The sequence below is a fragment of the Rhodococcus sp. NPDC057014 genome (assembly GCF_042673295.1).
Classification (GTDB): Bacteria; Actinomycetota; Actinomycetes; order Mycobacteriales; family Mycobacteriaceae; genus Rhodococcus_F.
The window spans coordinates 1-12,638 of record NZ_JBHUSF010000274.1; the positions used below are offsets into that span (position 1 = coordinate 1).

A 12,638-nucleotide genomic window follows, 5' to 3' on the forward strand; every position below is an offset into this window, starting at 1 on the left:
GTTGTGACTTCTCCGCGGTGATGCACCGTGCATCACCGCGGAGTAGCACAACAAGCGGCCGCGCATATCGGCAGATTGGCGACGAGGTGGCCCTATCCGACTTGCTGCGGTGATGCACCGTGCATCACGGGTGAGTGTGATCCTCGCATCGATCGGGCCGGATAGACCTGCCCGGGCCGGGGTGTACAGCTTCGGTGATGCACGGTGCATCACCGAAGCTAGGGCATTCCGCAGGGTGTCGTGGTGTTGCGACTTCGATGTGATGGGCAGCGGAGCGCACGCCATGCCCGCGGAGATGGCAGCACCGTCCAGGGCGCCGCCCACACCGGTCTGCCGCGAGAAGGAGGCTGGTGTGGTTCAGTGCCGTTGATTTCACGACGGGGCCACGACTGGTTCGGCGGAGCAGGACCATCAGGTCAGAGCACGCGTCGTCAGGCGGGTATGTCTCAGCGTGCGGCCTCGATTTCCTCGTGTTCCAAGCCTGGACGTCCCCATTGATCTGTGGGGCTGGGCCGTCGATGGTCCACGTGCTATGCGACCCGGTGCCGTCGGAGGTGAGACCTATGGAGGGAAAGGTCGGACCTGACCGGCCTGCATCAGCCGCGACCTCCGGTGCTGCATGCAGGAATGCTTCGCCGTGTAGTGAACCGGGTCCGGGCGGCAATCGAAGCTTTCGGAGTGGTGTCGGCACGAAGGTGGCTCGTGTTCCTCGCCGGATCGCGGGGTGGACTGGGTGTTTAGCGAACGCCAAGTGACCTCAGGAAGATAAGTAGCGTCGGCATATTTTCCACAGACCGATCGAATGGCTCAGCGGTGTGCGGGAACTGAGCCCGATGAAGAGGTCGGCGCCTACTTGCACGGGGCCTTCGCGACCTACCCACCGTGTTCGGGTGATGCACCGTGCATCACCCGAACATCAGGTGATGCACCGTGCATCACGCAAAGCGCGGGTTGAAAACGCATTGTGGTGAGTAAGTCAGTCAGGTGTGTTGGAGAGAGGTTCAGCACGGATCGATCCTTCCCGCTTGGTCAGGAGCGTGCAAAAGGCGGACCGTGGTCACAACCAATGCGGGAGGCTGTCGGGGGCTGGGATCAATACCGGGCGTCGCGAGCAAACCCCAGTCAGGGCGACGATTCTTAGTCTTTGCCGACGGAGCTCGGGCGCCTTTGCGGACAGAGCTCGGGGCAGATCAGGTTTCACACGAAGTGGGATCCATATGCCCGCGTGATCGACGATTATATATGATCGTTCGAGGTTGGTGCGTAAAGACAGCTGCTTCGAGAATAGTCTAAAAATCTTCTACTGCAACGAAATTCGACAGTGAAGTACCTCTGAGAAGGGCGACTGTCGACCGCCCTGCCTCCGCAGCTTCGCGCGTCAGTGGAGTTGGCGAGAATGTACGAGCCGGCGCAGATGGGCTCGTTGGCGTCACCCGTTGTCATTGAGTCGCGTCGAGTCGCCACGGGTCAAGCCACGCGGAACCCCGCCGGAGCTGGCGGACGGCGGGGCCGCGACACCGGCAGTCGAGGATCGGTCAAGCAGCGCGAACTCCGGTGGCTGAACAAGATTCAACTCACGGCGTTGCGGCACCAGCGGCCTGCACATCGGATCAGCCGGTGCAAACCAAATCGTATGACGCCGACGACTTCGATCCCAAGAGTGTGTCGTACGCCATATACGATTTCTTGGGCACTCGCATGCGAATCATCTGGATATCGGGACCCAGCCGAGCGTGGCGCACCCGTCGGCAGCCGGCCGTGTTTGCAGGCCAAGTGGTTCCTGCAGTTCGGCAGCAATATGCTCAAGCATTTCTGCATGCCAAGACTTTTCGTGTAATCGCATCTTGAGTGCTCCCAGCCAGGCGCAGAAGGAACGCGACCTCGCCTGCAGCAACGGCATCCTCGAATTCGTCTGCCCAAGCCAACCCGTGGTCGCACCATGGAAATCAACCTGATCCACCGGATATTTGCGTAGAACGCGGCCCGTCGAGCGGTGGAGGCGGGATTCGGATACCTCGCCGCCCCGGAGCGGGCGGGCCAGCACACCGAAACCGGCGCCGTTCCAGTAACGCGGTGTTGAGCGTCGCAGGCCAAGTGCTGACGGGCGGGCCTTTGGATTCGACTACCCGACGCCGGTTCTGGATACTCGCCCGACGAATAGGTCCATCGTCGGCCGCGGCTCTGACAGCCCCGTCAAGTCGGCTCGCCCCCGCACAGAACTCAACAGACATATGTCGCGGTCAGGCAGACGACCGCGACACGGGCGAGCTACGCCCGCAGCGCCACCTCGATAGCGTTACCAGAGCGTGGCGATCCCGATGATCGAGACTCACTGCGAGCGTTGGAAGGCGAGCACGTCAGAAGTCCCACAGCGTCAGCAATGCAGCGCGGAGTGTGGGGGAGCGGACGTAATGATCGGTCTGCAGTCGCGGGCCAGGATGACCGAGGTCGGCGAGCGCCGCCGTGGCATCGGAGAGGGAAAGCGGAGGCAGGTCGGCGCGGATGCGTAGGAAGTACAGCACTGCGCCGCCCGACCGCGGGATCCGAACGGCATCGGAGACCACGACGGCCGGCGCGTAGATCCATTCGTCGTCGGCAGAGACGAAAACGATGACGTCGCCGCGCCGGACAGCGCTGGGACTATCGAGGCGGAGCGATTCGAGTTGGTATTTCACCACAGGTCCGGCGGTCGTTCGCTGCCGGGGACGCGGCTGTTCCATCAGGTGTTGTTCCGTAAGGCTAGGTGTGTAGTCGATGGCATGTTTGACGAACATCCGGGTGACCGGGGCGGGCAGAAAATCAGCTTCGGTGTCGCGGAATCGGCCAGTGACTCCAGGGATTGGCACCGCCCTGCCGATTTCCCACTCGCGGTTGGCGTTGTCGATGAACACCTGATCGACTTCAGTGATCTCGTCGATGCCGTCGATGAATTTCCGCACTGAGGCAACGACCTCAGGGTCATCGGTGATGATCACGGCATCATCAGCGAAGGTGGAGTTCTCGGACGCATTCGCCGAACCGACCACCGCACGCCGGTTCGTGGCGATTACCTTCGCATGCAACGTTGGGGACGACAGAACCCGAACACCTTTGCCGAGGTAATAGGCCAGGGCAGCAGGGGAAGTGGCATGCGCACGGACCGCAGCCTTGGAGGCGTTGACGACCAAGACGTCACCGGCGCGCAGAGGAAGCAGGTTTGGCGCATCCTGACCGACATAGGCGATAGCCGCGCACCGGGCACCTCTCGTGCCGATCGCGCGGGTGATGTGCGACCACGGACTCGGCCCGTGGAACGTTGTCCCCATACGACAGACGGTAGCGGGCCGGGTGGGCGAGTGCGCAGATGATCGCATGTCGATCTCAGCCAGAGGCTCACGCTGTGCAGGATCTACGGTGCACGACACAGGGGCCGGGATGATTGGGGCGGCGAGCCGCGGGCCTCAACGTGTATCGAGCACTCGTACCGGCGAACTCCTGACCAGAGGACGCCTACTTCGCGCCCGGACCAAGGGTCGGGCCCTCTGTGCCTCATCGGCGACGACGACTGAACGCCCAGAAACGGCCATCTCCGAGCCCCGATGAAAAAAGGCAGGTGGGCGAACTGCATTGCTAAACTGCGGTGGCACAAAGTGCCTCAGATCCAATGGCACAGGACAGTCGCGGAACCTACAAGGAACGAATATCGTCTACCTCCCTCGCGGGCTTCCCTCCGTGTCACTTATGGTTTGTGCGGAGTGAGTGCTGTAGAAAAACATTTACGCAGCGTCTCGTTCAAAAAGCCAGGTGAGCACGCTTTTTGATCTGCAGAGCGCCGTCGTGGTGCCGCGACCGTGGATTTCGTGCAGGTGGGGACGGAATGCCCGTGACGGGCCGGCGGCCGGAGCGGCATCGGTGGACCCCTCCCGTTTCTTGTGGCCGGCCTGATTGTCAGCGCAGGCCTCGGCGCGGCCGCCGGTTACGCAGCTGCCCTTCGCGGATGGCGGCTGACACGACACGGTGCCTGATTCCTGTGCGCCCGATCCGGCGTTTCGGCCCCGGGACTGACCGCCCGCGGGAAGTCACGAGTGTCGACGGTTGGTCCAGCCTTCACCGCCGGGCTGTGGAGTAGCGAGAAAGATCGCAATCAGGTCCCCGGGGCAGTCTCTGGCCAGGGGGTCAGCGCCGCCAGTCGACCGGCTTGGTGCGGAATTCGTACTGGTTGGTGTGATTGGCGATTGGGATCACGTCGGTTTCGCCGTCTTGATACGCGACCAGCCAGCAGTCGCGGTCGCGTGACGGGACGGTCATCAGGATCTGTGCCCATTGTCCGGTGCGGTAGCCGTGTTGGTTGTTGCGCCGGACGAAATGTCCGACGCGCTCTCGGGTGATGGTGGCGGTCATCGGGGGCTCCTTTGCTGGGTGTGGTCGTATGGTGACGCAATGTTTGGGAAGCACCCGTCGGCGACGCTGGGAAGGCAGTCGCCGACGGGGCAGTTCAGTGGTTCTCAGCGACCGTGCGTTGCTTAGGGACATCGCTTCCGCGGTCGTCGCTCGCACTGTCGCCCTCGGCAACGTGGTGTGCAGATCCGGGGTCGCTGGGGGTGCGTAGGACGTAGGTGACCGCGGCGGCTGCGATGTATAGTCCCGCGAACGTCCAGATCAGGATCGGCATGTGTGCGGCGCCGCCGAGCAGTCCGGCGAGTGCCGGGCCGACGAAGGCAGACAATCCCGCGGCGAGTGTGTAGACCGCCAGCGCACTGCCGCGGTCGTCGGGGGCGACCATGGACGGCACCAGCGCGGTCAGGGGTACGAACCCGGCGAGCCCGATCCCGAATACCGCCCAACACAGGATCACCACGAGAACGTTGGGGCCGACCCACAGTGGCACGTAGTAGAGCAGGACGATGCCCACCGCGCACATGACGCAGCCGAACCATGTGACGGTGCGCCGCCAGCCGAAGTGGTCGCCGATGATTCCGAACATCAGGTTCGCGAAGATGTTCGCGGTATAGACGACGGTGACGATGGCGAGATAGGTGCTCTGGGAGAACCCGATCTGGTCGATGAAGAACAGGGGTGCGACGACGAACAGCGCGAAGTTCGGGGCGGTGTTGACGAGCCGGACGAACGCTCCTGCGGCGACCCGCTTATCGCGCCAGAGGATGGTGAGCCCTTTGAGCATTTCCCCGCCGGCGCTCTCGGTGCCGGAGGGGCCTGCGTAGGTGCGGTCACGGACTCCGAACAGTGCGATCGCGGCGCCGGCGACGACCAGTGCGGTGCCCAGCCAGAAGGTCTGGTACTCGCCGATGAGAGGGATTGCGCCACTGGCGATCAACGATCCCAGGGTGGGCAGGCCCGCGCCGAAGGCGAACCAGAACCAGCCCACCGAGCTGCCGCGCTGACGTGCCGGGGTGGTCAGGTTGATCCAGACCAGGAAGGCGTAGGCGAAGAATGGGTAGCCGATGCCGCGTAGTGCGTACGCCGAGATGGAGATCCAGTGATTGTCCATCGCGACGCCCGGGATCAGGAACACGACTTCGAGTGCCACCCAGGTGGCGGCGCCGATCCACATCACCCGGCGGGGGCCGATGATCGAGGACAGGGTGCCGGCGAGCCAGGACCCGACGGTGACGAAGATCCCGTACATGCTGATGGTGAAGGCGGTCGTCGACTCCGAGTAGCCCTCGGTGTGAATCAGGAACGGGGACAGGTAATTCGATTCGACGCCGTCACCGATCATGAACAGCAGCAGACCGAGAAACCCGAAAGCGAGTGACGGCGGCATGCCGAGGCGGTCCACCAGGCGTGCCGCTGCACTCTGCCCGGCGGGCTTGCCGGTCATAGCGTGTGCTCCGCAGTCGCCGCCGCCGAACTTACGAGTGAACCGAGAAGTCCGGGGAAGATGCCTGCTTGGGCCGTTGTGACTGCGTCGAAGGGAACCGCAGGATGCTGTCCGCCGAGTAACACGGGTTGCATTGCGCTACCTCGTTTTCTGCCGTGGAGGTGGAGGTGGGGTCGTCGTCCGAGGACGAAGTCGTTGTGACCGACGTTACAACACTTCGACCGTACCGTCTAGATCATATGTACTGTACGTACAAAAGTCGGTTTGCGGGTCAGTACTGTAGGCCGGTCGCGTCGCGCAGTTCGGATTCGGACAGTCCGCCCCAGATGCCGTAAGGCTCCACGACGGTAAGAGCGTGCGCGCGGCAACTGTCGATGACGGGGCAGTGTCCGCAGATGAACTTCGCAACTCGGGTGCGTCGTTCCCGGGCGGGGCCTCGTTCGCGGTCGGGGTGGAAGAAGATCGACGAACTCATGCCGCGGCATGCGGCGCGCTTCTGCCAGTCCCACCATTCGGTGAGGGGGGGTGAACGACCGGGTATCAGGTCGCGACAAAGCCATGGATCTATCTTTCTCACTCGAGGTTGACCGGCCACAGCCCGCCTCTCATGCAGGCAGGCGGCAGCCGGTTCCGAACATCTCTGATGAGGTCAGTGCGTGGCGAAATCGTCGGTGCCGATGCGGTGCACGTGGATGAGATTGGTCGATCCGACGGTGTGGGGCGGTGAGCCGGCCACGATCACCACCAGATCACCGGGGCTGTAGCGGCCCAGTTCCAGCAGGGCGGTGTCGACTTGGCGAATCATCGCATCGGTCGACGTGACCGGCTCGACCAGAAAGGTTTCGGTTCCCCAGGTCAGGGCGAGTTGCCGCTGGACTTCCGGCACCGGGGTAAAGGCGAGCAGCGGTAGCGGGGTGTGGAGCCGGGCGAGCCGGCGGACGGTGTCGCCGGATTGGGTGAAGGCCACGAGCGCTGTGGCGGCGAGTCGTTCGCCGACGTCACGTGCGGCGAAGGAGATCACTCCGCCCTTCGTGCGGGGAGTGTGAGTGAGGGCAGGAACCCGGGTGGATTCGCGTTCGACGGCGGCGAGGATCCGGGCCATGGTGCGGACAGTGTCGATCGGGTATTTGCCGACCGAGGTCTCCCCGGAGAGCATCACCGCGTCGGCGCCGTCGAGGACGGCGTTGGCGACATCGGATGCTTCGGCACGGGTGGGCCGGGAGTTCTCGATCATCGAGTCGAGCATCTGGGTGGCGACGATCACCGGGCGGGCGTACTCGCGGGCGAGCTGGACGGCTCGCTTCTGCACCAGCGGCACCTGTTCGAGGGGAAGCTCGACCCCGAGGTCACCGCGGGCGACCATGATCGCGTCGAACGCGGCGACGATGGTCTCGAGATTCTCGACGGCTTCGGGTTTCTCGATCTTCGCGATGACCGGGACTCGTCGGCCGACGCGGTCCATCACCTCATGCACCAGCTCGAGGTCGGCGGCGGACCGTACGAAAGACAGCGCCACCAGATCGACACCGAGCCCGAGTGCGAACTCGAGGTCGGCGATGTCCTTGTCGGACAGGGCCGGCACCGACACGTTCATCCCGGGCAGGGACAGACCCTTGTTGTTCGAGACCGGTCCGCCTTCGACGACGGTGCAGACCACGTCCGGTCCCTCGACCGCGGTCACGGTGAGGGCGAGTTTGCCGTCGTCGACGAGAAGCCGGTCGCCGGGCCGGGCGTCGTCGGCGAGGCGGGCGTAGGTGGTGGACACGCGGTGATGATCGCCGGGGCAGTCCTCGACGGTGATCCGCACACTCTCGCCGGGCGCCCACACCGCCGCGCCGTCGGCGAAGCGGCCGAGGCGGATTTTCGGCCCCTGCAGATCGGCCAGGATGCCCACTGGCGTTCCGGTGGCATCAGCGGCGGCGCGGACCCGCTGATAGTTGGCCTCGTGATCGGCGTGGTCGCCGTGGCTGAAGTTCAACCGGGCGACGTCCATTCCGGACTCGACGAGGGCGCGGACATGCTCTTCGGTTCCGACGGCGGGACCGAGGGTGCAGACGATCTTCGCTCGCCGCGGTGAGAGCAGCGAGGTGACATCGATCGGGGTCGAGTCGGCGTCGGCACTCGGGTGGCGATCTTCGGTGAGGGTCATGAGGTTCCTTGCTGGTCGGTGTGTGCGGACACAGGGCACAGCGATGCAGATGTCGGCGACGCCGACGAGACCCGTTGTCGAGCAGGTGCGTTCGGCTTCCTTGCCTGCCTACGTCGGCCGAGCAGCGCCGTAAACAACGACGTGATTGCTAGTGGTCCGTCTGCGAATTAGTGGAACGTTTTGTATAGTCGATGCATGGTTGCAGCGGCGTTGTCTGTCAGTGACGAACAGCGGGCGGAGTTGAGGCGGATGGCGGCCTCGACGACACTGCCGCACCGGAAGGTGGTCCAGGCGCGGGCCTTGCTGTGGGCAGGCGACGGAGTCGCCAATGCCGAGATAGCCCGACGTTGCCAGGTGACTCCGGAAGCGGTGCGGCGCTGGCGCTCTCGCTTCGCAGAAGAGGGAACTTCCGGGGTCGGGACGGTCGCGAAGGGGCGAGGCCGCAAACCGAGTTTGCCGGCGGGCACAGTCGAGGAGGTGCTGCGGTTGACCCATCAGGAGCGTCCGACGGACGGCTCGACACACTGGAGCACCCGGACGATGGCCGCCCGCGTCGGGATCGGTAAGGACTCCGTCGCGAAGATCTGGGCTGACCACAACCTCAAACCCTGGCGGGTCGCGACGTTCAAGATCAGCAACGATCCGCGATTCGAGGAGAAACTGGTCGATGTCGTTGGGCTGTACCTGAACCCGCCCGCGCGGGCAGTGGTGTTCTCGTTCGACGAGAAGACCCAATGCCAGGCGTTGGACCGCACCCAGCCGTCGCTGCCCATGAAGCCGGGACGCGCCGGGACGATGACGCACGACTACAAGCGCAACGGCACCATCGACCTGTTCGCGGCGATGAACGTCGGCACCGGGGAGGTCCTCACAGACCTCCGCAAGGGCCACGCCGGAGCCGATGTGCTGCGGTTCTTCAAGCAGATCGACGCCAGCGTCCCGCGCTCGCTCGACGTTCACGTCGTGCTCGACAACCTGTCCGCGCACTCGACCCCGGAAATCAAAGCGTGGTTGGCGCACAAGAACCGTCGCCGGTGGCACCTGCACTACACCCCAACGTCGAGTTCCTGGCTGAACCTGATCGAACGCTGGTTCAAAGAACTGACCGACAAGCGGCTGCGCCGCGGCGTCTTCACCAGCGTCACCGACCTTGCCGACGCGATCACCACGTGGGCACAACACTGGAACAAGGAGCCCAAGCCCTTCGTGTGGAAAGCGACCGCGGAAGACATCATCGCCAAAGTTCAACGCGGCCGCACCTCCCTCCACAAGATCAAATCGCAGACAGACCACTAGTGGCTACGCCGGGGAGACGGCAGAAGCGAGGGTGTCGGGGTGAGCCGTCATCCCCAGTGCGGCCGCAGGCTCGGGGTCCCACCCGATCGCATGTGCCGCCAGCAGTGCCGCTGCGGTGGCGGTGACCTGGGGTTCGGGGATGACGGTGAGGTCGCGGCCGGTGACGGCCTTCTTGGCCTGCACCCATCCGGGGGAGCGGGACCAGCCGCCGGCGGCGTAGATGGCGGGCTGCCCGGGCAGGCACGCGGCGACGGTGTCCTGGGCGTGGGCGCCGAGGCGGGCGAGCGCTCCCAGGACGGCGGAGGCCCGCGAGAGCGGTGAGGTGGGAGCGTCGGGGGCGTAGCGGGGCGCTTCGCCGCCGCGGCCGCCAGGGACGAACACCTGCTCGTGCAGATAGGCGTCGGGGGTGGTGTCGCCGGTGATCAGCTCGTGCAGCCGTTCGCCGACGGCCGGGTCCTGGTAGGCCCACTCGACGTTGCGGGCCAACTCCTCCACCGACAGCACCGTGGTTCCGGGAGAACAGATTCCCGGCGCCACATCCAGGTCGTCGCTGCGGGCGATACCGGCCGCAGGAGCCTGAGCGACCACGACCTCGGCGGTGCCCATCGAATCGAGGACGGCGCCGGGATCCATCGCGTGCACCGCCCACCCGCCGATCGGGTGGTCGTGCCCGCCGGCGACGACCACAGCGTCGGGATCGATGACGCCCGCGGCGGTCAGGCGGCCGGAGACGAAGCCGCCGATGACCTCTCCCGCCCGGCGCACCGGCGGCAGCAACGCGGTGGTGCCGAGGGTGGCGGCCACCCGGCCGCCGACCCACTCGCGGGTGCGACCGTTCCAAGCGGCGGTGCGGGCCGCGAGGGTGTCGCTGAAGAACGGGGTGCCCGTCCACACGCTCGCCGGGTAATCGGTGAGCGCGACCCAGGAGCGGGCATGGGAGGTGCCCGGCTGGTCGAGGGCCCACCGCCAGCCGACGAGGGTGCGGGCGGCGTCGTCGGCGGTGCACAGGCTCTCGTGCGGACCGATCCGGGCGGCCAGGTCGGCGAAAACTGCGGCGCGCCGGGGATCGAACCAGGCCAGCGCCGTCGTGAGCGGAGCAAGTGAATCGTCGACGAGCACACCGTCCTCACCGACACCTGCCACGCTCACCGCGTGCACCCGGTAGGAGTCGCCACAGATGTCGAGGATCATCTCCTCGATCGCGAACAGCAAATGCTGCGCGTCGACGGACGGGTCGACCGCTCCCCGGGGGGTGGTGCGTCGCCGCCTGGCGACGACCGCCCCCTGGGGAGTGAGCGCGACGACCTTGGTGTTCGTGCTGCCGATATCGACTCCGCACACCACCGGTGAGCGCTCGCTGCGGTCTCTCGTCATCTGTCCTGTCCTCGTTGTCGTGCCTAGCAGCGGGTTACCCGCTCAGGCGGAGAAGCTCACGTTCCGGGTGAGAGTGCCGATTTCCTTGAGCACCTTTTCGCCTTCGCTGCGCTCGCGCTGCCAGATGTTGCGCCCGACGATGATTCCGCGGGCACCGGCGCGCAGGGTCTGCCCGATCGCGTCGACGGTCTCGGAGACGTCACCCGACAGCGGTCCCCCGGCGATGACCAGGGGAACGCCGAGTTCCTCGACCAGTCGCGCGGTGCGCTCCTCGCCGGGGAAGGCGATCTTGATGATGTGTGCACCGAGGTCGTAGGCGATGCGGGCGACCTTCTCCTCCTCGATGACGACCTCTTCGGTGCGGGGGGCACCCATGATGACCGGCTCGAGCACCAGCGGGATGTCCCACGCGTCGCAGGCGGTGACGACCTTGCCGACGCGGGCGCACATGGCGGCCTGCTCGGCGCGGGAGATGTTCCACGGGAACAGCATCTTCACCGCGTCGACGCCCATGCGGACGGCTTCCTCGACGGTGGTGATCAGCTCGTGGGAGCCGCCGCCGTCGAGGTTGGTGACGTCGTAGTAGGTGTCGATGGTCAGCACGCGGCTCAGGTGCGGGTGCTCGGCGAAGAACTTTTCGGTCTGCTTGACCTGGCCCGGGGTCATCATGAAGCCGGTGACGTCAGACTCGGCCCACTCCGCGAACGGCGCCGAGGGGGTCTCGAGGCCCTTGATGCGGTTGAAGATCAGCCCGTGATCGACCGGCATGATGATCGCCGCCCGATCGTTGGGCAGCGTGCGGCGCATCCGGTATTCCATGCTCATCGTCGGTTCACTTTCCTTCGAAGTTCAAATTTGTTTGTACGGACTGTACGTACAACACGTACTATATGGTCTAAGTCACAGAGAGGCAAGCGGGAGTTTCAGATCTCGAAGGAGGAGCGGCAATGAACCAGCAGATCGTGGACGAATCGGCCCAGCCAGGTGGCCGCGGGCGGAGTGCGGCCACCCTCCTGGACGATGTCCGTACAGGACATATGATCCAGACAGGTGTAACGCCGCGGCGGCCGGTCGCGGGGCACCCGGATAGGGGAGGGAGCCACGTGAGCGTCGAGAGTGTGATCGACCGCCAATCGGAGGTCCCGTACTACCAGCAGCTCGCGCAGGTGCTGGAGCAGCGGATCTCGTCCGGGGACATCGCCCGCGGCGCCCGGCTGCCCAGCGAGCAGGACCTGTGCGACGAGTTCGGTCTGTCCCGGGCCACGGTGCGTCAGGCGTTGCAGCATCTCGAGTCCCGTGGTGTCGCCCAGCGCATTCCCAAGCGGGGCGTGTTCGCGAGCGAGGCCGTCGACGGTACCGGGTGGGTGATCCAGGGCAAGGAAGGCTTCCTCGAAAACGCCATCGGTCATCAGCATCGGACGGTGAGCACCGAGGTGCTTCGCTCCGGTGCCACCGCGCTGCCGGTGGACGTGTGCCGGGCCCTGCAGCTGCCGGAGGGGTCGATTGGGTTCGAGCTGGTCCGGGTGCGGTCCCTCGACGGCAAGCCGGCGCTGTTCAGCACCAACTACAGTCCACCGGTTCTGATACCGGTGCTCGCCGGGGCGGCCGACGTGCTCACCGGACACGCGTCACTGAGCACGCTGCTCTCGAGTGCGGGCTTCGCGCTCGGCGGTGCCCACCGGCTCATTCAGGCAAAGCATCCGAGGGCGGAGATCGCCGAGGCCCTCGACATCGACGCGAACGAACCGATGCTGTGCATCCGGTCGACGTCGTGGACGGCCGAGGGGCAGCGCTACGACGTGTACGACACCTGGGTGCGCAGCGACGTGATCCCCCTCGAAGTCAACGTCCGCACAGTCGATCTCGGCACTCGCTGAGCACCAGCGTCACACGGCGCCGATATCGGATGGCGGCGCCTGGAAGGCCGTGATGACGGGGTTCCGGAGGATGTGGCCGGTCGGTGAGCACACGCCGCTCCCGCCGCCCGGGGTTCGAGGC

The 12,638-nt window shown here is 65.5% G+C and carries 9 protein-coding genes; 2 read left to right on the forward strand and 7 right to left on the reverse strand.

What is annotated here, in order from left to right:
- Positions 1-2,357: 2,357 nt before the first annotated feature.
- The 5 genes from ACFTZB_RS34975 to pyk form a co-directional block, all read right to left on the reverse strand.
- A complete protein-coding gene (locus tag ACFTZB_RS34975; RefSeq protein WP_378438826.1) occupies positions 2,358-3,305 on the reverse strand; it encodes a phospholipase D family protein in 948 nt (315 codons plus the stop codon).
- Positions 3,306-4,155: 850 nt separating this feature from the next.
- On the reverse strand, positions 4,156-4,380 hold the full coding sequence (locus ACFTZB_RS34980; protein WP_378438828.1) for a hypothetical protein: 225 nt from the start codon (positions 4,378-4,380) through the stop codon (positions 4,156-4,158).
- A 94-nt stretch (positions 4,381-4,474) separates the two neighbouring features.
- On the reverse strand, positions 4,475-5,821 hold the full coding sequence (locus tag ACFTZB_RS34985; RefSeq protein ID WP_378438830.1) for an MFS transporter: 1,347 nt from the start codon (positions 5,819-5,821) through the stop codon (positions 4,475-4,477).
- Between the two features lie 271 nt (positions 5,822-6,092).
- On the reverse strand, positions 6,093-6,365 hold the full coding sequence (locus ACFTZB_RS34990; RefSeq protein ID WP_378438842.1) for a WhiB family transcriptional regulator: 273 nt from the start codon (positions 6,363-6,365) through the stop codon (positions 6,093-6,095).
- Positions 6,366-6,470: 105 nt separating this feature from the next.
- The gene (pyk, locus tag ACFTZB_RS34995; protein WP_378438832.1) at positions 6,471-7,970 is read right to left on the reverse strand and encodes a pyruvate kinase; all 1,500 of its coding nucleotides are present in this window, start codon (positions 7,968-7,970) and stop codon (positions 6,471-6,473) included.
- 195 nt (positions 7,971-8,165) lie between these two features.
- Here pyk and ACFTZB_RS35000 point away from each other — a divergent pair, with 195 nt between their 5' ends.
- Positions 8,166-9,266, forward strand: coding sequence for an IS630 family transposase (locus tag ACFTZB_RS35000; RefSeq protein WP_378438834.1), 1,101 nt, complete (start codon positions 8,166-8,168; stop codon positions 9,264-9,266).
- A 3-nt stretch (positions 9,267-9,269) separates the two neighbouring features.
- Here ACFTZB_RS35000 and ACFTZB_RS35005 read toward each other — a convergent pair whose 3' ends face one another.
- Together ACFTZB_RS35005 and ACFTZB_RS35010 are read right to left on the reverse strand one after the other, a co-directional pair.
- Positions 9,270-10,640, reverse strand: coding sequence for an FGGY family carbohydrate kinase (locus ACFTZB_RS35005; protein ID WP_378438836.1), 1,371 nt, complete (start codon positions 10,638-10,640; stop codon positions 9,270-9,272).
- A gap of 42 nt (positions 10,641-10,682) precedes the next feature.
- The gene (locus ACFTZB_RS35010; protein ID WP_378438838.1) at positions 10,683-11,465 is read right to left on the reverse strand and encodes a class I fructose-bisphosphate aldolase; all 783 of its coding nucleotides are present in this window, start codon (positions 11,463-11,465) and stop codon (positions 10,683-10,685) included.
- A 278-nt stretch (positions 11,466-11,743) separates the two neighbouring features.
- Here ACFTZB_RS35010 and ACFTZB_RS35015 point away from each other — a divergent pair, with 278 nt between their 5' ends.
- Entirely contained in the window at positions 11,744-12,517 is a 774-nt protein-coding gene (locus ACFTZB_RS35015; RefSeq protein WP_378438840.1) for a GntR family transcriptional regulator, read from the forward strand.
- The last annotated feature ends 121 nt before the right edge of the window (positions 12,518-12,638 follow it).